25 protein-coding genes are annotated in these 25,986 nt (G+C 57.8%); 14 read left to right on the forward strand and 11 right to left on the reverse strand.

Going from position 1 to position 25,986, the window contains the following annotated elements:
* Positions 1–71: 71 nt before the first annotated feature.
* Positions 72–494, reverse strand: coding sequence for an RNA polymerase-binding protein DksA (gene dksA / locus ACR0AM_RS01370; protein WP_209504868.1), 423 nt, complete (start codon positions 492–494; stop codon positions 72–74).
* A gap of 381 nt (positions 495–875) precedes the next feature.
* On the opposite strand from dksA, the gene ACR0AM_RS01375 reads away from it, so the two are divergent.
* From ACR0AM_RS01375 to ACR0AM_RS01395, 5 genes are all read left to right on the forward strand, one after another.
* Positions 876–1,721: an AAA family ATPase gene (locus ACR0AM_RS01375; protein WP_480473265.1), complete on the forward strand. Its 846-nt coding sequence runs from the start codon at positions 876–878 to the stop codon at positions 1,719–1,721.
* A 109-nt stretch (positions 1,722–1,830) separates the two neighbouring features.
* Positions 1,831–2,280 (forward strand): N-acetyltransferase family protein, encoded by a 450-nt coding sequence (locus ACR0AM_RS01380; RefSeq protein WP_480473267.1) that lies wholly within the window; start codon positions 1,831–1,833, stop codon positions 2,278–2,280.
* A complete protein-coding gene (locus tag ACR0AM_RS01385; RefSeq protein ID WP_480621927.1) occupies positions 2,277–3,644 on the forward strand; it encodes a DUF2927 domain-containing protein in 1,368 nt (455 codons plus the stop codon). The genes ACR0AM_RS01380 and ACR0AM_RS01385 overlap by 4 nt, the downstream gene beginning before the upstream one ends.
* A 7-nt stretch (positions 3,645–3,651) precedes the next feature.
* Complete coding sequence (locus tag ACR0AM_RS01390; RefSeq protein WP_209503658.1) at positions 3,652–3,822, forward strand: hypothetical protein; 171 nt, start codon at positions 3,652–3,654, stop codon at positions 3,820–3,822.
* 4 nt (positions 3,823–3,826) lie between these two features.
* Positions 3,827–5,011, forward strand: coding sequence for a vWA domain-containing protein (locus ACR0AM_RS01395; RefSeq protein WP_480621928.1), 1,185 nt, complete (start codon positions 3,827–3,829; stop codon positions 5,009–5,011).
* An 83-nt stretch (positions 5,012–5,094) separates the two neighbouring features.
* On the opposite strand, the gene ACR0AM_RS01400 is transcribed toward ACR0AM_RS01395, so the two are convergent.
* A complete protein-coding gene (locus ACR0AM_RS01400) occupies positions 5,095–6,732 on the reverse strand; it encodes a winged helix-turn-helix domain-containing tetratricopeptide repeat protein (RefSeq protein WP_480621929.1) in 1,638 nt (545 codons plus the stop codon).
* 194 nt (positions 6,733–6,926) lie between these two features.
* Between ACR0AM_RS01400 and ACR0AM_RS01405 the strand changes: the two genes are divergently transcribed.
* Together ACR0AM_RS01405 and ACR0AM_RS01410 are read left to right on the forward strand one after the other, a co-directional pair.
* Positions 6,927–7,319, forward strand: a complete 393-nt coding sequence (locus tag ACR0AM_RS01405) for a hypothetical protein (protein ID WP_480621930.1) — start codon at positions 6,927–6,929, stop codon at positions 7,317–7,319.
* Between the two features lie 131 nt (positions 7,320–7,450).
* A complete protein-coding gene (locus tag ACR0AM_RS01410; protein ID WP_480621931.1) occupies positions 7,451–8,137 on the forward strand; it encodes a M48 family metallopeptidase in 687 nt (228 codons plus the stop codon).
* Positions 8,138–8,208: 71 nt separating this feature from the next.
* On the opposite strand, the gene ACR0AM_RS01415 is transcribed toward ACR0AM_RS01410, so the two are convergent.
* The 5 genes from ACR0AM_RS01415 to ACR0AM_RS01435 are packed head-to-tail and all read right to left on the reverse strand — an operon-like array spanning position 8,209 to position 13,473.
* A complete protein-coding gene (locus ACR0AM_RS01415; RefSeq protein ID WP_480621932.1) occupies positions 8,209–8,751 on the reverse strand; it encodes an RSP_2648 family PIN domain-containing protein in 543 nt (180 codons plus the stop codon).
* Positions 8,748–9,950, reverse strand: coding sequence for an RSP_2647 family RNA methyltransferase (locus tag ACR0AM_RS01420; RefSeq protein WP_480621933.1), 1,203 nt, complete (start codon positions 9,948–9,950; stop codon positions 8,748–8,750). Before ACR0AM_RS01420 ends, ACR0AM_RS01415 begins: the two co-directional genes overlap by 4 nt.
* A 38-nt stretch (positions 9,951–9,988) precedes the next feature.
* On the reverse strand, positions 9,989–10,261 hold the full coding sequence (locus tag ACR0AM_RS01425) for a hypothetical protein (protein WP_480517387.1): 273 nt from the start codon (positions 10,259–10,261) through the stop codon (positions 9,989–9,991).
* On the reverse strand, positions 10,245–13,040 hold the full coding sequence (locus ACR0AM_RS01430) for a [protein-PII] uridylyltransferase family protein (RefSeq protein ID WP_480621934.1): 2,796 nt from the start codon (positions 13,038–13,040) through the stop codon (positions 10,245–10,247). The genes ACR0AM_RS01425 and ACR0AM_RS01430 overlap by 17 nt, the downstream gene beginning before the upstream one ends.
* 49 nt (positions 13,041–13,089) lie before the next feature.
* Complete coding sequence (locus tag ACR0AM_RS01435; protein ID WP_480493010.1) at positions 13,090–13,473, reverse strand: DUF4440 domain-containing protein; 384 nt, start codon at positions 13,471–13,473, stop codon at positions 13,090–13,092.
* Between the two features lie 148 nt (positions 13,474–13,621).
* Between ACR0AM_RS01435 and ACR0AM_RS01440 the strand changes: the two genes are divergently transcribed.
* From ACR0AM_RS01440 to ACR0AM_RS01455, 4 genes are all read left to right on the forward strand, one after another.
* A complete protein-coding gene (locus ACR0AM_RS01440; protein WP_480473289.1) occupies positions 13,622–14,044 on the forward strand; it encodes a DUF2852 domain-containing protein in 423 nt (140 codons plus the stop codon).
* A gap of 66 nt (positions 14,045–14,110) precedes the next feature.
* Complete coding sequence (locus ACR0AM_RS01445) at positions 14,111–14,542, forward strand: RDD family protein (protein WP_480473291.1); 432 nt, start codon at positions 14,111–14,113, stop codon at positions 14,540–14,542.
* Between the two features lie 75 nt (positions 14,543–14,617).
* Positions 14,618–15,442: an arginyltransferase gene (locus ACR0AM_RS01450; RefSeq protein ID WP_480493009.1), complete on the forward strand. Its 825-nt coding sequence runs from the start codon at positions 14,618–14,620 to the stop codon at positions 15,440–15,442.
* A gap of 7 nt (positions 15,443–15,449) precedes the next feature.
* Positions 15,450–15,839 (forward strand): VOC family protein, encoded by a 390-nt coding sequence (locus ACR0AM_RS01455; protein WP_480621935.1) that lies wholly within the window; start codon positions 15,450–15,452, stop codon positions 15,837–15,839.
* 134 nt (positions 15,840–15,973) lie between these two features.
* On the opposite strand, the gene ACR0AM_RS01460 is transcribed toward ACR0AM_RS01455, so the two are convergent.
* The 3 genes from ACR0AM_RS01460 to ACR0AM_RS01470 form a co-directional block, all read right to left on the reverse strand.
* Complete coding sequence (locus tag ACR0AM_RS01460) at positions 15,974–18,328, reverse strand: TRAP transporter large permease (protein ID WP_480480486.1); 2,355 nt, start codon at positions 18,326–18,328, stop codon at positions 15,974–15,976.
* A 17-nt stretch (positions 18,329–18,345) separates the two neighbouring features.
* The gene (locus ACR0AM_RS01465) at positions 18,346–19,272 is read right to left on the reverse strand and encodes a TRAP transporter small permease subunit (protein ID WP_480473299.1); all 927 of its coding nucleotides are present in this window, start codon (positions 19,270–19,272) and stop codon (positions 18,346–18,348) included.
* Positions 19,273–19,394: 122 nt separating this feature from the next.
* Entirely contained in the window at positions 19,395–20,477 is a 1,083-nt protein-coding gene (locus ACR0AM_RS01470) for a TRAP transporter substrate-binding protein (protein ID WP_480473301.1), read from the reverse strand.
* 245 nt (positions 20,478–20,722) lie between these two features.
* On the opposite strand from ACR0AM_RS01470, the gene ACR0AM_RS01475 reads away from it, so the two are divergent.
* A complete protein-coding gene (locus ACR0AM_RS01475; protein WP_480473303.1) occupies positions 20,723–22,156 on the forward strand; it encodes a cache domain-containing protein in 1,434 nt (477 codons plus the stop codon).
* Positions 22,153–22,800: a response regulator transcription factor gene (locus ACR0AM_RS01480; protein WP_267363844.1), complete on the forward strand. Its 648-nt coding sequence runs from the start codon at positions 22,153–22,155 to the stop codon at positions 22,798–22,800. The genes ACR0AM_RS01475 and ACR0AM_RS01480 overlap by 4 nt, the downstream gene beginning before the upstream one ends.
* Before the next feature lie 106 nt (positions 22,801–22,906).
* Here ACR0AM_RS01480 and ACR0AM_RS01485 read toward each other — a convergent pair whose 3' ends face one another.
* The gene (locus ACR0AM_RS01485) at positions 22,907–23,752 is read right to left on the reverse strand and encodes a HalD/BesD family halogenase (protein WP_480493005.1); all 846 of its coding nucleotides are present in this window, start codon (positions 23,750–23,752) and stop codon (positions 22,907–22,909) included.
* A 420-nt stretch (positions 23,753–24,172) separates the two neighbouring features.
* On the opposite strand from ACR0AM_RS01485, the gene ACR0AM_RS01490 reads away from it, so the two are divergent.
* Positions 24,173–25,924, forward strand: a complete 1,752-nt coding sequence (locus ACR0AM_RS01490; protein WP_480621936.1) for an acetolactate synthase 3 large subunit — start codon at positions 24,173–24,175, stop codon at positions 25,922–25,924.
* Positions 25,925–25,986: the final 62 nt, after the last annotated feature.

The raw sequence follows: 25,986 nt of genomic DNA on the forward strand, positions 1-25,986 counted from the left end.
GGCATCCGCATAGCGCAAAAACGCCGGAGCCACAGGCCCCGGCGTTTGGATTTCTTACACATACCCGGCGATTAATCGTCGCGGTGGACCTTTTCGCGACGCTCATGGCGCTCTTGTGCTTCAAGTGTCATGGTTGCAATCGGTCGTGCGTCCAGACGCTTTAACGAGATCGGATCGCCCGTCATTTCGCAATATCCGTATTCGCCATCATCAATCCGGCGCAGGGCCGAGTCGATCTTTGCGACCAGTTTTCGCTGACGATCACGGGTCCGCAGTTCCAGCGCACGGTCAGTTTCTTCACTGGCGCGGTCCGCGACGTCCGGAATGTTACGGGTGTTGTCTTGCAGCCCTTCGATAGTGTCGCGGCTACCAGCCAGTAACTCTGTCTTCCAATCCAGCAGCTTGCGACGAAAATACTCAAGCTGACGATCATTCATGAAAGGCTCATCTTCGGCCGGACGGTAATCTTCCGGCAGAAAAACTTCCTGCTTCATATTTGCTCCCTCGGTATGGCCAGTAACGTCGTTCGAGGCTGTTTCAGCTGACATTTGGCTCTCCCTTCTGCGCAGCGTTTAGCCGACGGGCGGTGGAATGTCACTACACAAACGTTGCGCAACAGTGCACCCCCGCGGATTTGTCTAACTATGAGACAAACATCAACAAAACCTTGTATTTCTATGAAATTTGACAGGCTTTTTTGGGGCGAGAGGTACAACGTCCGGCAAAGGTCTACATCGGAATCAAGCAAAAGGGCTTGGAGTTGCAGCACAATTCCCGCCGGGCGACGCAGGGACGCGGGTTGTAAAAAACCTTGCCGCTCTGTAACCCGGAAACCACAACCTGCCCGTCCAACGCAATATACGCACGAGAGGCCCATGACCGCACGTTTCCAAGGTACAGCCGAATATGTCGCCACCGACGATCTGACCATTGCCGTGAACGCTGCTGTCACGCTTGAGCGCCCCCTGTTAGTGAAGGGCGAACCCGGTACCGGCAAGACCGAGTTGGCCAGACAGGTAGCCGGTGCGCTGGGGCTGAAAATGATCGAGTGGAATGTGAAATCCACCACCCGCGCGCAGCAGGGTCTTTACGAATATGATGCCGTCAGCCGCCTGCGTGACAGCCAACTAGGCGAAGAGCGTGTCCATGATGTGTCGAACTATATCCGCAAGGGCAAGCTGTGGCAGGCCTTCGACGCCGACGAAAAGGTTGTTCTGCTGATCGATGAAATCGACAAGGCGGATATCGAGTTCCCCAATGACCTGTTGCAGGAGCTCGATAAGATGGAGTTCCACGTCTACGAAACGGGCGAGACGATCCGGGCCAAGCACCGCCCTATCGTCATCATAACCTCGAACAACGAAAAAGAGCTGCCAGACGCTTTCCTGCGCCGCTGTTTTTTCCACTATATACGCTTTCCGGATGAGGCGACGATGCGCCGGATCGTTGATGTGCATCATCCCGGCATCAAGGACGCACTTCTGACCGCCGCGCTGACGCAATTCTATGAGATCCGAGAGACGCAAGGGCTCAAGAAAAAGCCCTCGACCTCGGAGGTGCTGGACTGGCTGAAGCTGTTGCTGGCCGAAGACCTGACGGCCGAAGACCTCAGGCGTGACGGGGCCAGCGCGCTGCCGAAGCTGCATGGCGCTTTGCTGAAAAATGAACAGGATGTGCATCTGTTCGAACGTCTTGCTTTCATGGCACGTGGCAAACGCTAGCCTGCGTGTGAACAATCAGTGATCACGGCTTGCCATTGCGTATCCCGGGTGTCAGCATCGAAATACCTGACGCAACCGCGTTTCAAAGCAGCAGTATTGGGGTCATCACTTGGCGAACGCTCTGACAATCCGGACCCTGCGGGCCGAGGACAAAGATCAGTGGGCCGAAATGTGGCGGGATTATCTGGCGTTTTATGAAACTACCCTGCCTGAAAACGTGTATGAAACGACCTTTTCCAGATTGTTGGGCGACGACCCACAGGATTTTTCCTGTTTTGTTGCGGAACAGGATGGCGTTTTGGTCGGGCTGACGCATTACCTGTTTCATCGCCACGCCTGGAAAGTGGAAAAGGTCTGTTACCTGCAAGACCTGTTCGCCCGACCTGAAACCCGAGGAACGGGCGTCGGTCGCGCCTTGATTCAGGCGGTTTATGAAGAGGCGGATCGCCAGGGCGCCCCATCCGTTTACTGGCTGACGCAAGAGTTCAATCACACGGCACGCCACCTTTATGATCGCATCGGCACCCTGACACCGTTCATCAAGTACGCCCGCCCATGATGCGTTTGGGCGCCCTTTTTCTGGCGCTGGTTATCGCTGGCTGCACGTCTGTCGAGACAATCGAACTCGGGAACGATGTTTCATATGTCGAAGTGGCGTTGCCACCGGCCAAGTCTTTTGCGGCACCGCGTCCCTCGCCACCGGCACGGTCCAACACGAACATCGCGGCGGATTTCCTGTCCCTGCATTTCGAACTGGAAAGCGGGGCCGCCCTGCCCGTTTTCACCCGGTTCGAAATGCCGATCACCGTTCGCCTGACCGGATCGCCGACACAAAGTATGCAGCAGGATTTGACCCGCCTGCTGAACCGCCTGAAGCGCGAGGCGGGTATCAACATCCGACAAATCAACGACGGTCAGGCCAATATCACGATCGAAGCGGTCAGTCAGAAGGACATTCTGCAAATTCTGCCAAACGCGGCCTGTTTCGTGGTGCCAAACGCGTCCAGCCTGGCTGAGTATCAGCGCGACCGACGCAAAACCAAAAGCAGTTGGGTTGAGCTGCGCCAGCGCGAAAGATTGGGGATTTTCATCCCCTACGATGTCAGCCCGCAGGAAATGCGCGATTGTCTGCACGAAGAACTGGCGCAAGCCCTTGGTCCGCTGAACGACCTCTATCACCTGCCGGATTCCGTGTTCAACGACGACAATATTCATACGGTTTTGACCGGGTTCGACATGCTGATTCTGCGCGCGGCCTATGCGCCCGAACTGCACACCGGTATGACACGGGATCAGGTCGCCGCCGTCATCCCCGATGTTCTCAGCCGCCTGAATCCACGCGGTGACCGATTAGCCGCGCAACGGCCAACGGATACCCCCCGAGAGTGGATCAACGCGATCCAGAAATCACTGGGACCAGGGCCGGGTTCCCCCCGGCAGATGCGCGCCGCGCAAAAGGCAGCCCGCATCGGGCAGCAATTGGGATGGACGGATCACCGCCGCGCCTATCCCCACTACCTGATGGGTCGGATGGAGCAGTTTCGTGACCCGGCGGAAGCCCAGCGGCAGTTCAAGATCGCGCAACAGTTTCTTCGCGCAACGCCCGGAACCGAGGTTCATCAGGCTTATGTCTCAACCCAAACCGCAGCCTTTGCGCTTGCGCAGGATCGCGGGCCAGAGGTCCTGCCCGAACTGGATCAGGCCATCGACGTGATGACCCGCGCGGAAAACGCTTCGCTTCTGGCAACCTTGCTGCTGTTGAAATCCGAGGCCTTGAAACAGGCCGGTCAATTACAAAAGGCACGTGCCGTCAGACTGGACAGCCTTGGGTGGGCGCGATACGGGTTCGGTTCTGATTTGGTGGCTCAGTCTTTGGTTCAAAACAGTGGCCGACGCCCCGCTGACAGCACGAAAGACGGATGAAACGCATATGTTGCTAGTACTGGGAATGGCGATACTGGGTGCAATCCTGGGTGCTTTGACCGCAAAAAAACGCAATGGAAACGGCGCTGACATGGCACAGTATGCCGCCGGATATGGGATCGCTTTTGCGCTTGTGGGGCTGGTGATCTCGCTGGTTCTGCTTCGCATGGTGGCATGACGCAATGTTCCTGCCCTTTTTCAAAAACCTCCGCAAAGCGGGCATCCCGGTATCACTCCGGGAGTATCTGACTTTTCTGGAAGGCATGAAAAAGGGTCTGGTCACCTATGATGTCGAAGCGTTTTATTACCTTGCCCGGGTGTCGATGGTGAAGGACGAGCGCAATATCGACAAGTTCGACCGCGCCTTTGCCGCCAGCTTTGAGGGCTTGGGCGAGATCAGTTTCGATCAGGTGTTGGAAGCTGTCGATATCCCTGCCGATTGGCTCGCCAAGATGGCCGAGAAACACCTGTCGGATGAGGAAAAAGCCGAGATCGAAGCGCTTGGCGGGTTCGACAAGCTGATGGAAACACTGCGCGAACGGCTCAAGGAACAACAGGGCCGTCATCAGGGCGGCAACAAGTGGATCGGCACCGCAGGAACCTCTCCGTTCGGGGCCTATGGGTACAACCCCGAAGGCGTCCGTATCGGTCAGAAAGAAAGCCGTCACCAGCGTGCGGTCAAGGTCTGGGACAAACGGGAATTCAGGAACCTCGACGATACGGTTGAACTGGGCACCCGCAACATCAAGGTCGCCCTGAAACGCCTGCGCCGCTGGGCGCGGGAGGGAGCAGCCGAAGAGCTGGATCTGGACGGCACCATCCGTGCCACGGCCGAGCATGGCTATCTGGATGTCAAAACCCGGCCCGAGCGCCACAACGCCGTCAAAATACTGTTGTTTCTGGATGTCGGCGGCTCGATGGACCCGCATATCAAGGTGGTTGAAGAGCTGTTTTCCGCTGCAAGAACCGAGTTCAAGCATCTGGAATACTACTACTTTCACAATTGCCTGTATGAAGGGGTCTGGCGGGACAACCGCCGCCGCTGGAACCAACAGACCCCGACCCACGAAGTGCTGCGCACCTATGGGTCCGACTACAAGTGCATCTTTGTCGGCGACGCTTCGATGAGCCCCTATGAGATCGCCTATCCCGGCGGTGCCAATGAACATTGGAATCAGGAGGCTGGACAGGTCTGGCTGCAACGCGCGCGCGAACATTGGGCGTCAAACCTGTGGATCAACCCGGTGCCCGAGAAATACTGGGAATATACCCATTCCATCAGCATGATCCGCGACATCTTTGAAGATCGCATGGTGCCCATGACACTGGCTGGTCTTGAAAAGGGAATGCGCGAGCTGACGCGGTAGAGACTGATGGCAGGTTTGAGGCCATAGCGACCAATATTCCAACTTACGAGCGTCCAGTCTTCGAACTTCTTTGTTTTTTGCACCTAATCCGGCACACCAGCCTTTTTCAAACTCGCCAACCAGATTTTTCGGTTTTCTGGATGATTTTTCGATCCTGCGAACTGTCTCTTCATCGCCGAAATTGAAAGTTTCGGATTAATGCGCATAGCCGCCTCCACGGCCTCATGAGCTTCTTCCGGTCGATCCATTTCGGCAAGGTTTGCGGCGCGCAGTAGATGATGAAACAGACGCCAGGTGTTGCTTGTCGCGACAGTGCCCAGCTGCCTTGCAGTATCCAGCGCCTCTTCGTGGCGTCCAAGATGAAACAGGATATGCCCTTTATAAAAGTACATGTTCTGCAGCATCGGATCGCGCGGACTCAGTTTGATGGCCATTTCAATCTCCGGCAACGCACGGTCCTGCATACGAAACCAATCGAAAGTATGCGCCAGTTCCAAACGGATACGAGCGTCATTGGGATTGAGAGCGACCGCGCGTTCGAGGTTTGCGATGGCAGGATCCGCCTCGCCGGTAAACCGGTAAATATATCCCAATGCCGCGTGGGCCTGCGCTTCCTGACCGTCGAGTTCTATAGCTCGCGTAGCGGCTTCGGTAGCGGATATGAGCGTGTTCTGCGGGGTGTCTGCCCATTGGAAGAAGAAAGTCGTCCCAAGGGCACGAGCCAACAGGCTGTAGGCTGCGGCAAAACCAGGATCAGCCGCAATCGCTTCCCGCGCGTAGCTTGCGGCTTCCTCTTGTGCCTCCTTGGTAAACTCGGATTGACGCACCCGACCACGAAGGTACAGATCCCACGCTCCCATGTCCTGGGTTGGCTTTCCCTGTGAGCGCGTCGCGTCCGACAGGTATATTTCCGGCAACAATTGCCCGGCGATTGCTTGGCTAATCTCGTCCTGAACCGCAAAGATACCCGTTGTTTGCCGTTCGAAACTCTCTGCCCAAATAGTTTCGCTGGCATCCACATCAATAAGTTCTCCGCTAACCCGCACCCGATCGCCAGCGCGTCGGACGCTGCCCCGGACGATGTAATCGACCCCCAGTTCGCGGGCGATTTCGATCGGGCTCGCCTCGCCACGCGCATAAGAAAACATCGTCGCGCTGGAAACGACGAACAAGTCACGGTTGCGTGACAGGTGAGTGGTCAGATCGTCTGTAAGACCATCGACAAAGTACTGCCCCGCGTTATCACCGCCCAGATTATCAAAACGAACAACAGCCAATGACGGGGTTTCGGTATCTGGCAATCCTTGCCGTTCAAAGGAGACAGAAAAAAAGACAATGGCAAGAGCACACGCCGAAACAATGCTCGCAACAAGAGCATGCCGTTTTGAAGGCCTGCCAGATTGCTGTTCCGAAGGCTCGTTTTGAACGACCGGCGCAACGAACTGAAACCCGCGCTTGGGAAGCGTCTTGATGTACTTCGAACTCGCCGCGCTATCGCCCAGTGCTTTTCGTACAGAGCGGATTCGCGTGTTCAGAGCTGCGTCCGTTATGGCCTTTCCGGCCCAGACTTCATCAACTATTTCATCCTTGGTGACGATTCGACTGCGGTTTCTAATCAGTAATTCAAGCAGTTGAAGTGCCTGAGGCTCCAATGCCACCGGATGTCCGCTGCGGCTCAAACCTTTTGCCGGGTCAAGTTCAAAATCCAAAAACCTGTACATAGTTCAACTTACATCCGGCTGTGTTTGTCGCTCAACGGATTTTGCCAATTGTCATCTAAATGTCAGGAAATATCAGCTTTCGATCAAGTGCCGCGGCCGGAATCCTTCTAACTTCCGTATGGCGGGAAATCATCCCGATACGTTTCCCCCATCATGAAAGGAGAAGGAACATGCCACGGTTGAGAACACTGCTCATGGCGGCCGCAATAACCTGTGCCGGCGGCTCGGTCTTCGCGCAAACTGACCTTGAAGCGGCATTGGCCAATGGCGGCAAAAAGCTGAATGCAGAACAGATAGCCGAGTTACTGATCGGAAACAGGGTCACAGCCAGTTCCGGAGAGAAGACGTTCCGTTTCTATTACGACCCGAACAATATCGTCAGTGGCGAATTAACCAACGGCGGTTGGACGGGTACGGGAGCATTTGCGATCACTGATACAGATCAGGTTTGTGTTTCCATGGTAGCAGATGAAGGCCGCTATCGTTGTCTGACGGTCGTTCGCGACGGTGACGTGGTTCAGAAATTCGACGTCAATGGAAAGAAGACTTTCGTCTTACTGGAAGTTGAGCCGTCTACAGGTCTTTGATTGCAACATCGCATCCTATAGATCAACAAAGCTGCCGCAGGATCGCAGAATTCTGGCGGTAGCTTTGTCCCCAAAAGCGGCCCCTGAATTTTTCGTTTGCCCTAAAAGCCCAGTGCTACCATATCTAACCCATGCTTCGCCTGACCCCGATCCTGCTGGCCGTTGCCTATGGAATTGTGATGTACCGGATTTCCGTCTGGCGCACCCATCGGGAACTGGATGCGAAATCGACGGAACTTGCCGATCCGGCGCTGAAACGCATGACCGACCGGCTGGCGGCGGCGCTCGGGATCGAACGGGTGCCGGTCTATATCTACGAGATCGACCCGGTGAACGGGCTGGCCGCGCCGGACGGGCGGATATTCATCACGCGGGGATTTTACCGCAAGTTCCACAACGGAGAGGTTTCGGCTGAGGAAATGGCCAGTGTAATTGCGCATGAATTGGGGCACGTGGCGCTGGGTCACGCACGGCGGCGGATGATCGATTTTTCAGGGCAGAATGCGATGCGAACGGCGCTGATCATGGTTCTGAACAGGTTCATCCCCTTTGTCGGGGCGATGATTGCCAATGCGTTGACCGCACTGATCGCCTCGCGCCTGTCGCGGCAGGACGAGTATGAGGCGGATGAATACGCAGCCGCTTTGCTGACAAAAGCCGGGATTGGAATCGGACCACAGAAATCACTGTTTCACAAGCTGGAAGAGTTGACACAGCAGCGCGCCGGGGTGGTCCCGGCCTGGCTGATGAGCCATCCCAAGACAGATGAACGTGTTGCGGCGTTGGAAAAGCTTGAACAGCGTTGGGCACGCGGGTGATGCCTGTGCTGCGACAGGCCAGCCTCTCGCGCTCTCCGGGATATTTTTGGCCAGATGAAGCTGGATCCCGATCAGGTGGCGAGCGCTTTGCCCAATCGCGGAAGCCGGGCTTTTTTCATGAGCGCGCGGAGGGTCCATTGTTCGCCTGAGAGGCGATCGGCTTCGGCAAGGACCTGTGTGGCAAGTGTGCTCATGCCTTCTGGGTTTGACTGCCAGAAGCTGTACAACAGGCTGTCGGGATTTTGCCGGTCAAGCCCTTCATCAGTCAGGATATTTCTGGGAAAATCCTTGGCATTTACCGTGACAATCAGATCAGCGGAAGCCGCGATTGCTGTGGCCAGCACGTGGATATCTGCGGCGTCCGGCAGCCACAGACGGTTTTGAAGACCCTCGTTCGCTGGACGTTCGGCATCCGGCCAGGCCGCTTGCACCAGCGCGATTTCAGCACGCGCCTGCGCCTCCCCCGTCGGGCCCAGCTTGCGGGCGGCGCGGGCCCATTCTCCGAGGATGCGGGCGGACCAGATCGGGGTGAAGTGTCCCAATCGCGCGGCGCCCAACAGCATTTCGCGCATGACCGTGGGATAGAGGACGCAAGTGTCGAGAACAGTCTTCATAGGCGGTAAAACACCGCCTTGAGGTAGCCGCTTTCCGCCAGTTGCGGCAGTTGCGGATGATCCGGCCCAGCAAATCCGGTGTGGATCAGTTGCGACTTTCGGCCCGCCCGGCCGATCCCGCGGGAGGAGGCATCGCGGAACCGTCCCAGATCGGCGGCATGAGAACACGAGCACAGCCCCAGATAGCCGCCCGGTTTGACCAGAGGTGCGGCAAGCCGTGCGATACGTTCATAGGCGCGCAAACCCGCATCCAGCGCTTGTTTTGATGGGGCAAAGGCAGGTGGGTCACAAATGACCACGTCAAAAACCGCACCCTCGTCCCCCAATTGAGTCAGTACATCGAACGCGTCGCCCTGCCGGGTCTGGAACCTGTCGGCAAGGCCCGAAGCCTCGGCACCGTTGGTGGCCAGTTCCAGCGCGGCCGCAGACCCATCGACGGATAAGGCCCGTCCGGCACCTGCGGCCAGCATCGCCAGACCAAAGCCGCCGACATGACTGAACACGTCCAGCACCTGCGCTCCGGGATGTACCAGCCGTGAGGCAAAGGCTTGGTTGGGGCGTTGATCGTAAAACAGGCCGGTTTTCTGACCTCCGGTCAGGTCGGCCATATACGTGGCACCATTCATTGGCACAGGCAGGGGCGCGTCGGGTGCTGTGCCGTGCAAAGTCAGGTTCTCATCGTCGAGCCCTTCCAGCCCGCGCGTGCGGCCCGAGGCGTTTTTCAGCACCGTCGTCACGCCTGCGACCTTGATTAGCGCTTCGGTGAGCGTATCCAGATGCACCTCGGCCCAGGCCGCGTTGGGCTGGATGACACAGGTATCGCCAAACCTGTCGATGATCACACCGGGAAAGCCATCGGCCTCGGCATGGACCAGACGGTAGAAAGGCGCATCAAACAGACGTTCACGCAGTGCAAGGGCGCGGCTGAGGCGGGTTTCGAACCAAGTATTGTCCAACTGCGCGTTGGTGTCACGATCCAGCACCCTGCACATGATTTTTGACTCAGGATTGACCGCCACCAGCGCAAGCGCTGCGCGAGTGTCATCCTCGAGAATCGCCAGAGCGCCTGCGGGGATCTTGCGCGTACGGCGGTCGGTGACAATGTCATTTGCATAGACCCAAGGGAAGCCATGGCGCAGGCTGCGCGCGTTGGCTTTGGGTTTCAGGCGGATACGGGGGCGGTCGGCAGATTGGGTCATGGTGCCCTCTTAGTCGCGAATGTGCCGATGGAAAAGACCTAGCGGCTTCGCGAACGCCAGCCACCGCGCCGTTTCGGGGTTTGGGCCGCCTGAAGGCCCTCGGACAGAACCTGAGTCATGGGATGATCCGGGCTGTGCAGCGCGTATGCCGCATGCAACTCGGTCAGCGCCGTGTTCTGGTCACGCTCTTCGGGCAGGCTGAGCGCCCAGTCCAGAAATATGCTGCGGCATTCCGGCAGGGTGATGCCTTCGATGCGATAAGCTTCCTGGATCAGACCTTTGTGGTCATTGGGATCAGTGCTGCGTGCCATCTTCGCCCTCTTGGATCACGCTGCCGATCAGGTCGGCCGCAGTTGTGTAACTCTCCTGCAATGCCCGTTGCAGTGCATCAACCTGTTCAAACCCGGTGGCACGGCACAGGAAATCCACACCTCCTTCACCGATCTGCTCCGCCTCGATGACTTTGCCCGATAGAAGCCGGGCCGCACATTGCACCGACCAGCATAGGCTGTAGCAGTCTTTCAGGGATTGCGCCTGCGCGACATCCAGCAACCCGGCAGCGACGGCTCCATCGAGGCCCGAGGACACATCGCGTGCCGTAGTCCCTGCCAGCAAGGCACCGGTTTCGGCCATCAGTTCGATGTCCATCAGGCGGCCGGGCCCGTTTTTGGCATCCCAAATCCCGGCAGGTGCCTTGGCTGCGGCCAGGCGCGTTCGCATCTCCGCGACTTCGCGCAAGACATTGTCCCGCTCGCGTGGGCGCGACAGAAACCCGGCGCGGAACGCTTCGATATCATTTGCCAAACCGGCATCACCCGCAACGACATGAGCACGGGTCAGGGCCAGATGTTCCCACACCCAGGCCTCGTTCTGCTGATAATTGGTAAAGCTGGCCCAACTGGTGGCGACCGGCCCCTGATTGCCGGACGGGCGCAGGCGCATGTCAACTTCATACAGCCGCCCCTGTGACATCGGTGCCGAAAGTGCCGTGATCAGCGCCTGCGTGAACCGCGCATAATAGGTGCGCGTGGCCAGAGGACGCGGACCATCGGACATGTCCTGATCCTGCGGGTCATAGATCACAATCATGTCCAGATCGGATTGTGAATTGATCCGTCCTGCGCCCAGCGACCCCATGCCCAACACCGCCGCTCCGCGCCCCGGTGCGGGCCCGTGTTTGCGGGCGAAATTTTCGGCAACATATGGCAGGATGGCGGCAATCACCGATTGCGCAAGCTCTGCATATTGCCGGCCTGCCTGCGCCCCGTCGATCAGACCGCGCAAGTGGTGGACACCGACCCGGAAATGCCATTCCTTACACCAGCGCCGCGCAAGGTCGAGCCGGGTTTCATAGTCAGGCTCTTCCGCCAGCGCACGGGCCAGTTCGATTTGCAAAGCCTTCTGCCCCGGCCAATCGGCAAAGAAACTGCCGCCGATCACCGCATCGAAAACCGAGGCATTGCGCGACAGATGCGAGGCCAGAGCATGAGACGTGCCAACGATATCGACCAGTAGGTCAATCAGTTGCGGATTGGCCTCGAACAATGAAAACAGCTGCACCCCGGCAGGAAGGCCTGACAGAAACCCGTCCAGCGCCATCAACGCCTCGTCCGGTTTGGCGGTCTTGGCAAGACGCGACAGCAGCTCGGGCCGCAACCGTTCGAATATCCGCGACCCGCGCTGGGACCTTAAGGCCGGATAGGTCGTCCACCGGGCCAGAACACTCTGGTCAAACTCCACATCCTGTGCCGCCACAGGTGCAGGACCGGGCCCGGGCGCAAAAAATCCTTCAGTCAGTTCGTGTACTTCCGTCAGGCGGTTTTTCAGGTCCTGTTTCAGTTCGTCGCTGCCGATCCCCATCAGACAGGCGATGCGTTCGATGCCTTCCGGTGATTTCGGCACCTTATGCGTCTGTGCATCATGAACCATCTGAATGCGGTGTTCGACTTCGCGATGCGCCCGATAATGATCGGTCAGTTTGTCCGCGACATCCTGCGGCACCCAGCCTTTTGACGCCAACGCCGCCAACCCCGGGACCGTTCCGCGCACCCGTAAATCCGGATCGCGGCCACCTGCGATCAGCTGACGGGTCTGGGTGAAGAACTCGATCTCGCGAATACCGCCCTGCCCCAGCTTCATATCGTGGCCAGGAATCGACAAGGCCCCGCCCGTACCCTTGTTTTCGCGAATCCGAAGCCGCATATCATGCGCGTCCTGAATGGCGGCAAAATCCAGATGGCGACGCCAGACAAAAGGGCGCAATGTGTCCAGAAACCGCTGCCCCGCGGCCAAGTCTCCGGCGCAGGGGCGGGCCTTAATATATGCTGCGCGCTCCCACGTGCGGCCAAGGCTTTCGTAGTACCGTTCAGCGGCCTCCATCGCCATGCAGACCGGTGTTACGGCGGGATCAGGTCTCAGCCTCAGATCTGTACGGAAAACATAGCCATCGGCAGTCTTGTCGCTGAGCGTCGCGCAGAAGTTCCGCGTTGCCCGCACAATACCCTGCCGGGCCTCGTAGAAGTCATCAGGGTCAAACCGGGTCTCATCAAACAGCACAATCAGATCGATATCCGAGCTGTAGTTCAGCTCATGCGCGCCCATCTTGCCCATGGCCAGAATGACCATCCCGGCGGCAGTTTCGATATCGTCCTCGGTCATACCCGGCAGTTTGTTGCGCCGGATCAACGTCGCAATCTCGGCCTTGGCCGCAACATCTGCGGCCAGTGCTCCGAAATCGGTCAGTGCCGCGGTGACTTTTTCAAGCGGCCAGGCACCTGCGATGTCGGCAAGCGCGGTCAACAGCGCCACACGCCGCTTTGCCTGCCGCAAGCCGGATTTCAGCTGATCCGGGGGCAGCTCACGCGCTTCCGCCATGACTTCAGACAGCGCCTGGTCCGAGCGCACTAAGGCATCAGGCAGCCATTCCCTTTCATGCTCTATCAGGCCTTTAAGATATGGGCTGGACCCGGCCGTTCCTGCCACCAGCTCTCCCATCTCCTGCGACAGATCAGGTATCAGAGCGCGGGCTTCATCGCCCAGGGACGGATCAAACGCACGCGGAAGGCGGGTAATGGCAAGAGCGTCAGTCATGCGCGCACCCTGCGCATTGCGGGACGTAATCGTCAATGGGGCATTCTGATCAGGTTTCCTGAACCGGCGTGTCCTGACTGAAGCTGTTGACCCAAACGTCGTTTCTTCGTTCCCACAAAGATGAAATCAGCATCGCCTCGCGCCGATCTGCACCCGGGCGCAGGTAATCGGCACGGTAGGACAGCAACACGATATCCGGGGTCAGGACACGTAACCGAGCGTCACTCAGATCAAACTCGGCCATCGTTGGCGCATCTGCAAATTGCCCGACGTGATCGTCCCGATTGGCAAACCCCGTGGGATAAACGCCCAGAAAATCCGCGCTCAGCAAGGCGCGGTCGGCGCTTGCATCACCTTCAACCAGCGCCACCCAGACCTGCGTTTCCAGTTCAAGAATGTCCTTTAGTGCAGGGGCGGCTTTGTTGTCCGTCATATCCATACCCGGACCCTGCGAGCCAGATCCTGAAACGTCAACCGGATTGCATAATGTAAATCTTTTTCACATTACCCCTTGCACCCATCCAAACGGTACCCCATCTATGCAATGTGAATAGAGTTTACATCAACCCTGGAGAGCTCAAATGACCGCATTGTCCGACCCCGCCGTCCCCGCGAATCCGGGATGGCTTTACCGAACCGAAGCCTGGCTGGATGACAAAGGCAAAGGGGCCTGGATCGCCGCCATGGTTCTTGGTTTCATCTTCTTCTGGCCCGTTGGCCTTGCCCTGCTGGCCTATATGATCTGGAGCAAACGCATGTTCAGCAAATCCTGCAACCGCCGCAAATCCTGGCACAGCCACATGAGTGCAATGAAGCCCTCGGGCAACAGCGCCTTCGACGCCTACAAAGCAGATACCCTGGCCCGCCTGGAACGCGAACAACAGGATTTCGAAGCCTTCTTGCGCCGCCTGCGTGACGCCAAGGACAAAGCCGAATTCGATCAATTCATGGATGAACGCGCCCGCGAAAGCCATGACGAAGACGGCAAGGGCGAGCCCGCCTGATTGACCTTGCCCTGCCCCGGTGTTTCGGGACAGGGTCCCCCTACCCCTGTTTTACGGACCTATCGAATGAACCATCTGCCCGACCCGGACACCCAACCTGATTTCTATCGTTCGGTGACAACCAAACGCTTCGTTGCCTGGCTGTTCGATATCGCCTTCATTTCGCTGCTTTGCACGGTGGCAATCCTTTTAACCGCCTTTCTGGGTCTGTTTTTTCTGGCCCTGATCTACGCGGTTGTCAGCTTCGTCTACCGGGTGGTGACAATCGCCAACGGCTCAGCCACGCTGGGAATGCGCTTTATGGGGATCGAGCTGCGCGATGCGTTCGGAGAACGAATGGATCTGGGCAAGGCGCTTGCCCACACTGCTGGCTATTTCGTCAGCATGGCCTTTCCCGTGGTCCAGATCATCTCGGTCATCATGATGATGACCAGCGCCCGTGGCCAGGGTCTGACCGACAGTTTTCTGGGCACCGTCATGATCAATCAACGGGCCTGACGCAAGGTTGCGTGAAACACTTGGCGGTCTCGGGAACGGTTGCTATCATCCCTCCCGAGGCTGGATGGGGATTTCATGCGACATACGCTGCCAATTGCGCCACAATTCTATGTCACGGCACCGCAGCCCTGCCCTTATCTTGGCGGCAGGATGGAACGTAAACTGTTCACCGCCCTGCAAGGCGAAGGGGCTGAACAGCTGAACAATTCCCTGTCTCAACAAGGATTTCGCCGGTCTCAGAATGTACTCTACCGGCCTTCGTGCACGGATTGCGCAGCCTGCCTGTCGGCCCGGATCGATGTTTCAGCCTTCCGTCCGACCAAAAGCCAGAAGCGCACGGCAAAGCGGAACGGGTATCTGGAACGCCGCGCAACCTCGCCATGGGCCACGGATGAGCAATACGAGCTGTTCCGCCGCTATCTTGACACCCGTCACGCCGATGGTGGCATGGCTGACATGGACGTTTTCGAATTCGCCGCGATGATCGAGGAAACACCGATCCGCAGCCGCGTTGTGGAATATGCCGATCCTGAAACGGGCGAGTTGATCGCCGTCAGCCTGACCGATGTGCTCGATGACGGGCTAAGCATGGTCTATTCCTTCTACGACCCGGAACAGCCGCAGAACTCACTCGGCACCTACATGATCCTCGACCATATCGACATCGCACGTGAGGCGGGCCTGCCCTACATCTATCTGGGGTACTGGGTCCCCGGCAGTCCCAAGATGGGCTACAAAGCCAAGTTTTCTGGGCTTGAGGCGTATATTCAGGGGGGGTGGCAAAAGATCAGTGATCCGGATGCTTATTCCGGCACATCGCATCACCCCTTGTCAGCGCCGCCAATCGCCGAACAGGTCGCCAATATCCAGCTCCCTGACCGGCATCCGACCAAAGGCTGACCGCGCGATGAAACAAAGCCTGCATGCCGTCACCCTTGTGGTGCCGGATTACGACGACGCCATCTTGTTTTATACAAAGACGCTCAGCTTCCAACTTATCAAGGACATAGACCTCGGCAATGGCAAGCGCTGGGTTCTGGTCGCGCCTCCCGGTTCGGATAGCGGCTGTCTTCTTCTGGCAAAGGCTGACGGACCCGAACAAACCGCCGCCATAGGCAACCAGACCGGCGGGCGCGTTGGGTTCTTCCTGCAAACCGATGACTTTTATCGTGACCACGCAGATATGCGCGCCGGGGATGTCCATTTCAAAGAAGACCCACGCCACGAACCCTATGGCATCGTCGCTGTCTGGCGTGATCCCTTCGGCAATCGCTGGGACCTGATCCAGTTCACCTGATCCGCATCTTCATCTGGCTATAAGTATCCCGGGGATGAATTGGCCGCAGGCCAAGAAGGGGCTGGCCCCTTGCCCGAAATAAACAGAAAAGGGGGCCAGCCGGCCCCCTTTGCAATATTCTCTTCCGGATCGGATCAGTTTGGCATCAGGTCCGGAACGATCGTGACAATCGTCGGGAAGAACCACAAGATCGCGATCCCCATCACCTGGATCAGAACAAACGGAACGATCCCGCGATAAATATGACCTGTTGTGACCTCTTTCGGCGCAACCCCTCGAAGGTAGAACAACGCAAACCCGAAAGGTGGCGTCAGGAACGACGTCTGAAGGTTCACCGCCACCATGATCGTGACCCATTTCGGATCGAACGAGCCGCCATAGATCACCGGGCCCACGATGGGGATCACGATGTAGATGATCTCGAGGAAATCCAGCACGAACCCCAGAATGAACAGCACCAGCATCACGATCAGGAAAACCGTGAACTCGTTGTCAAAGCTCTTCAGGAATTGCTGGATATAATGCTCCCCTCCGAATGAAATCACCACGAGGTTCAGCAACTGCGATCCGATCAGGATGGTGAACACCATCGAGGTCACTTTGGCTGTCTCACGCACCACCGGGGTCAAAACACCGCTGGAATAGAGCACCCAGCATCCGTACAGCAGCCCGAACAGGGCGTACAGATAGGCCGCATAAGCAATGATGAAGGCGATCCAGGTTTCCACCGTCACACTGCCTTGATTGATACGCAGGTCAAAGTTGACCCCCATCAGCAGTGCAATGACAACGGCGAAGGTCGACCAGATGACCACTTTGCCCGAACGGCCCTGATCCTGCAGCTTGCGATAGGCCGCCAGCATGATCGCGCCACCCGCGCCCAGCGCAGCCGCTGGTGTCGGATTGGTGACACCTCCCAGGATCGAGCCCAGCACCGCTATGATCAGAACAAGCGGCGGGAAGACCACGCGGATCAGATCGTTTGTGGCACAGCGGGCCGCAGCCTCTTTGCAACCATACATGGCCAGCGCGAACGGCAGGGCGAGCAGCACGAAAGTCACGCCAGAGGATGTGGTCGGCGATATCATCAGGATATCGACCAGTGCCATCAGCAACAGCCCGATCGCGCCAAGGATCAGCGGCTGCGGTGACCGCGACGGTGCGATACCACGGCCGAGAACCAGGGTCAGACCAAGCAGAACAAGGGTAACCGCCACTCCAGTGCCGATCGGCGCCGCGTCGGCAATCCTTTTTTGTTGTTCAGCAGCCAGTTCCTCTTCTGTCAGGCGATGCGCTTCGGTTGTGCCGCCAGCGGCATCAATGGCCTCCTGCTCGGCAACAGCCTGATCCCAGGCAACTTGCCCGTGCAGATCGATCATCGACGCCTTGCACTCTGCCGAAACGTTGGTCCTCAGCGACGCACCCTCGCCGATATCCGAGAAGGCCGAGACCGAGATATTCTGGCTTCCGATCACACCGACATTGCCCAAAAGGACCGCACCGACGATCAGGGCTACAGGCGCACCCAGCAACCATGTCAGGCCTTCTGACCGCGTAATGGGTTCCCCGGAACCACCGGACACAGCCACAGCGGGCGCTTTGTGTGGATTCAGCAATGCATAACCAAAGGCATAGAGCGCATAGAGCAGCGCCAGCATGATCCCTGGCAACAGCGCAGCCTGGAACAATGTCCCGACCGAGACAACCGCAGGCTCACCCAGATAGGTCAGCGCGTCGGTACAACCGGCTTCAACAGCCCGGGTTTCCTGCGCTGTCGAATACAGATCCCCCGCCAATGTGCCCAGCAGGACGATCACGATCGACGGTGGAATGATTTGCCCCAAGGTGCCCGATGCCGCGATCACACCGGTCGCCAGTTCCGGCGAATAGTTGTTGCGCAACATGGTTGGAAGCGCCAGCAGGCCCATCGTCACAACGGTCGCGCCAACGATACCGGTCGAAGCCGCCAGAAACGCCCCCACAACCACAATTGACACGGCCAGACCACCCGGAAGCGGGCCAAAAACACGTGCCATCGTCGTCAGCAGATCGTTGGCAATCTTTGAACGTTCCAGCGTGATGCCCATCAGGACGAACATGAGCACGGCCAGAAGGGTCTCGATGGATTGCCCGGCCAGCACGCGCTCGTTCATTCGGTTCACGATGAACGACACGTTGCGGTCCAGCGCGGTTTCCCAGCCCGAGGCAAAAACAGGTTCGGCGAGCCTTGGCAAATCCGGGTATCGGAACACGGATATGGTGTCCGGCTTGATCCCGGAGTTCACAAGGTCCCGATAACTTTGCGATCCGACGTCAATCGCCTGGTGGATCAGCAACCCCGCGCTGTCCAGCGCGGCGATGATGCCAAAGGATATTATCCCTGCCCCGCCGATGGCAAAAGCCACCGGAAAGCCGGAAAGAATGCCCCCGAAAAGGCAAAAGAATACGATAATGAGGCCTATCTCGACGCCATCAAGTCCGAATAGCATTGTCTTTGTCTCCGCCCTTAATGCGCGCCTTCATAGGCTTCTTCACCCTCACCAAGGCTGTCCTTGTCGAGGTATTTTCCAACGCTTTCCGGCCCTTCCACAAATTCCAGATACGACCGGTACAGGAATGCGACGGCGTGCAGGAACACCATGGCCGCAAAAGCCACCAGAAGGATCTTGAACAGGAAGTAGGCATTGAACCCGTTGGGGCTGAACCCGATGGTTTCCACGTTCCAGCGCAAGGCACGGGACTTGGCTACCAGACGGTCCAGCGCGTCACTGGCCGAAGGGTTCGGCACGATCAGGTGACGCCACAGGAAGAACCAGCCGTACATCCAGGTCAGCACCGCCATTGGCATCATGAACAGCAGCGCACCGCACATATCGACCACGCGCTTGGCGCGGTGGCTGATACCGGCATAGATCAGATCAACGCGCACATGCCCGCCCTGCACAAATGTGTATGTACAGCACAGACAGACGACCATGGCGTTATACAGTTTCAGCTCTTCCGCGAACCAGCTGATATCCATCTGGAACGGAATTCCCAGACCGAAGGACATATCAGGACGGGTAAAGACCCGTTGCATGAATACGATGACAATCTGCTGGATTACCATCAGCAGACCCGCCCAGGCAAAGAACCGACCGGTGGTGTTTGCAAACCCTTCCAGGCCACGCACGATGGCCCACATGAAGTTTCTGTAATACAACCCGACGGCTGTCAGAACCAGAAAGAAGGTGAACACCACAAAGAAGAATTCGACCGAACCGCCGTAATAGACAAAGCGCATGATCGACGCCTTGTCAGACCAGTCCAGCCAGAGCTGCGGATGCGTGATCGCATATCCGAAATTATAGAAGGCTTCGGCAATGTTCTGAATGAACCAAACCAGTCCATTCCACAGGGCGCCGAAGAACGAGATACCGTTTTCGTCCTGCATGTTGTCCCCAGGTCGTCTCAGTTGCGCGCAGGCCTATTTTGGCTTGCCCAAGTCCTTTCGCGCAACGGGAAAGGTTTCCCCGCAAGGCGCGGGGAAACCGTTTTTCCTTTGATCAGGAAGATTTAGCCGCGAACACGGTCACGCTGTGCGGTGTAGACACCCGACGACAGGTTGTTCCATGCCGACGAAGCCGCCATCGACGGCATTGCGCTGTCGTAGATCTTCTTGAACAGCTCATCGCCCATGTTCTCGTCCAGAACCTCCTGGCTGGCCTTGCCGAACGCATCCCAGACACTGTCGGGGAATTCCAAAACCTTGACGCCACCGGCCTGCAGGCGCTGCAGGGCGGCACCGTTGTTGGCCAGGAACTGCGCCAGGTTCCACTGGTGCGCTTCGGCGGCAGCGATCTCGATGATCTTCTGCTGGGCCGGGGTCAGTTCATTGAACACGTCGCGGTTGGTTGCCAGCGACAGACCTGCGCCCGGCTCGTGGAAGCCCGCAGTGTAGTAGGTCTTGGTGATTTCCTGGAAGCCTGCCTTTTCGTCGGCCCAGGGTCCGATCCACTCGGTTCCGTCAATCGCGCCGGACGACAGCGCCTGATACACTTCGGAACCGGGGATGTTCTGAACGGACGCGCCCAGTTTGCCCAGAGCTTTACCGCCCAGACCGGGCATACGGAACTTCAGACCATTGAAGTCTTCGGGGCTGTTGATCTCTTTCGAGAACCAGCCGCCCGCCTGCGCACCGGTGTTACCGGCCAGGAATGACTTCAGGCCAAAGATTTCGCCCAGCTCATCATGCAGCTCCATACCGCCGTCATGATAGTACCAGTTCACAAGTTCCTGTGCGGTCATGCCGAAAGGCACTGCCGTAAAGAACGCATAGCCCGGGTGCTGACCGACAAAGTAATAGTCAGCGGCGTGATACATGTCGGCCTGGCCGGACGACACCGCGTCAAACACCTCGAACGCGCCAACCAGTTCGCCTGCCGCCTTGATCTCAACATTCAGGCTGCCATCCGACATGGCGTTGATGCTGTCGGCACAACGCTGCGCGCTGTCAAACACGCCAGCCAGACCACGACCCCACGAGGTCACCATGGTCAGTGTGCGCTGTCCCTGTGCATAGGCCGGAGCCGCCAGAGCGGTTGCTGCGGCTGCCGAACCACCCAGCGCGGATTTTTTCAGAAATGAACGACGATCCATATGAGTGTTCCTCCCCTTCATAGTCACGATCCGGCAGAACCGGACCTGTCGCATTCAGTGCGCGTCAGCCTAATGTGAGCGAAGCGAAAGGGAATACCTACTACTGCGTAGAGAATCGATTTCTTTGGGGGATGCGGTGAAATTTCCGAATGAAAACTCCAACAAATACGGCCCAAATACCGGAATTTCACCGACCAACGCCAATCTTTTTGCATTTTTGCCGCCGCTTGCGTATCGATTCGTCCATGCAAAGACTCCGACATCTGATTTCGCTGACCTATGCGCAGAAACTGTCGCTGGTGGCCGCAATCCCGCTGGTTGTGGCCGTGGCAGCAATCGCTGTGCTTGTCGCATATGAGGCGCGTGCGACCGCTGAGCGCGAGATCGAAGCCCTGGAGCGCAGCCTGATCGAGGCCAAGAAAGAAGAACTGCGCAACTACGTGACGCAGGCGCGCAATGGTTTTGCCTATATCTATGGCCGCGCTGAACCGGACGATGAGGTGTCGAAGAACCTTGTCTCGCAGATACTTTCGGCAATGATCTATGGGCAGGACGGGTTCTTTTTCGTTTACGATTATGATGGCAACAATCTGGTCAGCCCCCGTCAGACACAATTCATCAACCGCAACTGGGAAGGTCTGACCGACAGCGATGGCACACCTATCGTTGACGAGTTCATTCGCCTCGCCCGTCAGGGAGCCGGGTGGCACAGCTTCATGTGGGAAAAACCCTCGACCGGGGATGAGGCGCAGATGATCGCCTATGTCGTCGGGTTGCAGGACTGGCGCTGGGTCGTGGGTACCGGGGTCTTCATTGACGACATTGTCGCCACGGTCGCCAACGCAAGGGCCGAGGTTGAGACCCGCGTGCAGCGCACCTTCATGTATATCGGCGCCATTGTTGTTGCTGCGGTTCTGATTGTTTTTGCTTCGGGCATGTTGCTGAACATTCGCGAGAGACGGTTGGCGGATGCCAAGTTGAAAGAACTGACGCAGCGTGTCTTCGACGCGCAGGAAGAGGAACGCGGCCGGGTTGCCCGCGAACTGCATGATGGCATAAGCCAGATCCTTGTGGGTGTGCGCTATGCGCTGGACAATGCGCGCCGCCGGCTGTTGCGCGGCGATGATGCAGGCGCGCGCGATCCGCTGGACAAAGGCATTGACCATCTTCGCACCGCTATCACCGAGGTGCGCCGCATCAGCCGCGACCTGCGCCCCGGCGTGCTGGATGACCTTGGCCTTGGACCTGCGTTGAAGGCTCTGACCGACGATTTTCGCGAACGAACCGGGATCGAGACCGAGTTTTCCACCGTCGTATTCCGCAACCGGCTGGATCAGGACAGCAAGATCGCACTCTACCGCATCGCACAAGAGGCGCTGACAAATATCGAACGCCACGCGGATGCCTCTTATGTGACGATTGACCTGCGCGGCCACAAGAAAGGCGCAACCATGCGGATCACCGACAATGGCCGTGGGTTGCGCGCAGAATCCGGGACCCCGACCACCGGCATCGGTCTGCGCAATATGCAGGAGCGAATTGAGCAACTTGACGGATCGCTGCGTATTCTGTCATCACGCGGACCGCGCGGCGGTACGGTAATCGAGGCCAGCCTGCCGCTGAGCCACCTGTTGCCTCCGCAGGAAGACGCAACTCCGAACCGAAAGGCCGGTACATGAGCGCCAAAAACATCCGAGTTCTTATTGTCGACGATCATCCCATGGTGGCCGAGGGCATTCAGTCGATCCTTGAAAGCTACGACGATATCGAAGTGGTTGGAACACTCGGCAGCGGTCAGGCCGCGGTGGATCAGGCGGTTGGCCTCGCCCCGGATGTCATCCTGATGGACCTGAACATGCCTGGCCTCGGCGGACTCAGCGCCACGGAGATCATTCTGGAACGTCTGCCCGATACGCGCATCCTGATCCTGTCGATGCATGACAGCCCCGAGTATATTTCGACCGCGCTCAGCCACGGCGCAAAAGGCTATGTTCTCAAAGATGTCCCAACCGAAGAGATCAAGCAGGCCATCGATGCGGTCATGCGGGGTGAGCAGTATCTGTGCACAGGCGCAAGTGGGTCCCTGAAACCCAAAGGCGACAACGCACGCGAGGCGCTGACTGGGCGCGAGCAAACAATTCTGCTGGAACTGGCGCAGGGCAAATCAAACAAAGAAGTTGCGCAAAAGCTGGATATCTCGGTGCGAACGGTTGAAACGCATCGCAAGAACATCAAGCGCAAACTGGGAATATCCTCGACCGCCGGGCTGACCCGCTACGCGCTGGAACATGGCATGCTGCAAGGCACCGGGGTCGGCTTCTGATCGATGCGCGGCCGCAGCGCGCAGCGCGCTACCCGGCCCAACCAGAGAAGACGCGCCACAGGCGCGTTGACGACGGGCGGGAGCCTTGACCTCCGGTAGTGCCCCTTCAATCCAGCAACTGATCTTTTCGCAAACCCGCACGCTCATAATGGTGTGGCAACACGCGTCCATAGAGCTGCTGCGTCCGTTCGATCCCACCGCACATGCCTTCGGCCTCGACAAATGAAAAGATACCCACATACCGCCTCCGCGTGCCCTTGACCGGGGCGACCCTGTGCAGGGAGTAGCGGCCTTTGAATATCTGCAAGTCCCCAGGTCGCAGCTCCAACCGATGAACGCGCTCATTGTTTCCGTCCAGAACCGACGCGACCTGATCGAAATTCTCATCCTCAGCTGTGCGCAGATTGGGTGCGTATTCGAATGCACCGCCCTGCTCGCCATTCTGGATCGCCAGTGTCACGGTGTAGTTGTTGGTGTCGAAATGCCAGGGAAAGCCCTGCCCCTCTTCCACGACATTGATGATCACATCTGCCAGAGGGTCATCGTAACGAAAGAAGCGGTCCTCAGGCTCATCCAGCGCATCCCGAATGAAGGGAAGAAATCCGCTAAACTCGTAAATCCTGCGCAAAGGACCGGAATGCGCAAAATTGTCAGCAGGAACAAACGCGTTCGACCGGTCATAGAACCGTCTGATCGGATGGGCGGCGTCGAACCGTGGGTCGTCTTTGGTGAAATAGGCATTTGTGCGATTGAAAGACCGGTGTGCATTGGGCGCCACCTCGTCGGCCTCCTGCACCAACAGCTCGATCCCTTGCGCATGTGCGAAACCCGGCAGAACCGCACAGCCGTCCTGTTCCAACTCGCGCCGCAAATCCCCGATCAATCGCCTGTAAGCTGGCGAATCCGGGCGATCAATCGGATATCGTCCCAGATCTACCAGGTCCTGTAACATGCTCCGCCTCCCTCGTTTGCGAACACAAGGTCAGCGTGACGCAGACAAATCACCGGATCATGCCAGTTTCAGACATCGACCTGACGCATTCAGACCTTCATACCTGTCCCGCCCTCACGAAAATGCCCGCCCTTTTCCCGGAAATTCCCGACGTGCGGCAATCTGCGCAACAAAATTTCGAAAAATACCGCCATTGAGATAGAAAATTGGTGGATTTGCCTGTTGACGCTTCTCCCCCCCGAACATAATGTCCCCTCCAAGCAAAAAGGAGCCTCTGGCGATGAGAACGCTAGTCGTAATCGTAGGAACCACGCGCATGGGCCGGTAACGGTAAACCATAATCGAACCCATGCGCCTCCGAAATTTCGGGGGCTTTTTTTTGTCAAACGCAAGACACATGTCGCGAACGGAGCAAAGCAGATGACACGTGAGATGACCGGCGCAAAGATGGTAGTTCAGGCCCTTAAGGATCAGGGCGTGGACACGGTATTCGGATACCCCGGTGGCGCCGTCCTACCGATCTATGACGAGATCTTTCTGCAAAACGACATTCGTCACATTCTGGTGCGTCACGAACAGGGTGCAATCCACGCCGCCGAAGGCTATGCGCGGTCGACCGGCAAGCCAGGTGTTGCGCTTGTAACCTCTGGTCCCGGTGCCACAAACGCAGTTACCGGCCTGACCGATGCGTTGCTGGATTCGATCCCGATTGTGGTTCTGACCGGACAAGTCCCGACCTTCATGATCGGATCGGATGCCTTTCAGGAGGCCGACACCGTTGGCATCACGCGCCCCTGCACCAAACATAACTGGCTGGTAAAGGACACGAATTCGCTGGCCGAGACGCTGCACGAGGCTTTCCATGTGGCCAAATCGGGTCGTCCCGGCCCGGTTCTGATCGACATTCCCAAGGATGTGCAGTTTGCCACGGGTGAATACAACAGTCCGAAACCTTCGACCTCGCACTACCAGCCTGTGCTGAAAGGCGATCTGGAGGAAATCAACGAGCTTGTTGCAGCCATTGAGAAAGCCAAGAAGCCGGTTTTCTATACGGGCGGTGGTGTCATCAACTCTGGCCCCGCAGCCAGCCAGTTGTTGCGCGAACTGGTGGATTCCACGGGCTTCCCGATCACCTCAACCCTGATGGGTCTGGGCGCTTACCCCGCCTCAGGCGAAAACTGGTTGGGTATGCTGGGGATGCACGGCCTCTACGAGGCGAACCTTGCGATGCACGGCTGTGACCTGATGATCAACATCGGTGCACGGTTCGACGACCGGATCACCGGGCGCATCGACGCGTTCTCTCCAAAGTCGAAGAAAGCCCATATCGATATTGATCCGTCTTCGATCAACAAGGTCATCCGTGTGGATATTCCAATTGTCGGCGACGTGGCGCATGTTCTGGAAGACATTCTGAAGGTGTGGAAGTCACGCGGGCGCAAGACCGATGCAGCGGCTGTCAAGAAATGGCAGACGCAGATCTCTGAGTGGCGTAAGATCAACTGTCTGTCCTACACCAACAGCGAAAAGTCGATCAAACCGCAATATGCGCTGCAACGACTTGAAGAACTGACGAAAAAGTATAACCGCTATATCACCACCGAGGTTGGCCAGCACCAGATGTGGGCGGCACAGTATCTTGGGTTCGAAGATCCCAACCGCTGGATGACATCGGGCGGGTTGGGCACCATGGGCTACGGCTTCCCCGCTTCGATCGGCGTGCAGATGGCACATCCGGACGCGCTGGTGATCAACGTCGCCGGTGAAGCCTCGTGGCTGATGAACATGCAGGAGATGGGAACGGCCGTTCAGTACCGTCTTCCGGTCAAGCAGTTCATCCTGAACAACGAACGCCTCGGCATGGTCCGCCAGTGGCAAGAGCTACTGCATGGCGAGCGGTATTCGCATTCCTGGTCCGAAGCCCTGCCCGATTTCGTAAAACTCGCTGAAGCGTTCGGCGCCAAAGGCATCCAGTGTTCCGACCCCGCCGATCTGGACGACGCAATCATGGAAATGATCAACTACGACGGTCCGGTAATCTTCGACTGTCTGGTTGAAAAGCACGAGAATTGCTTCCCGATGATCCCGTCCGGCAAAGCGCATAACGAGATGCTTCTGGGTGAGGCCGAAACGCAGGGCGTGATCGACAGCAAAGGTTCGGTTCTGGTCTGATACCGTCCGAGGATTACCGCCGGGCGACCATTGCGCCCGGCAAACACAGGATGATGAAAGGG

It is taken from the genome of Ruegeria sp. AD9 (assembly GCF_056542305.1).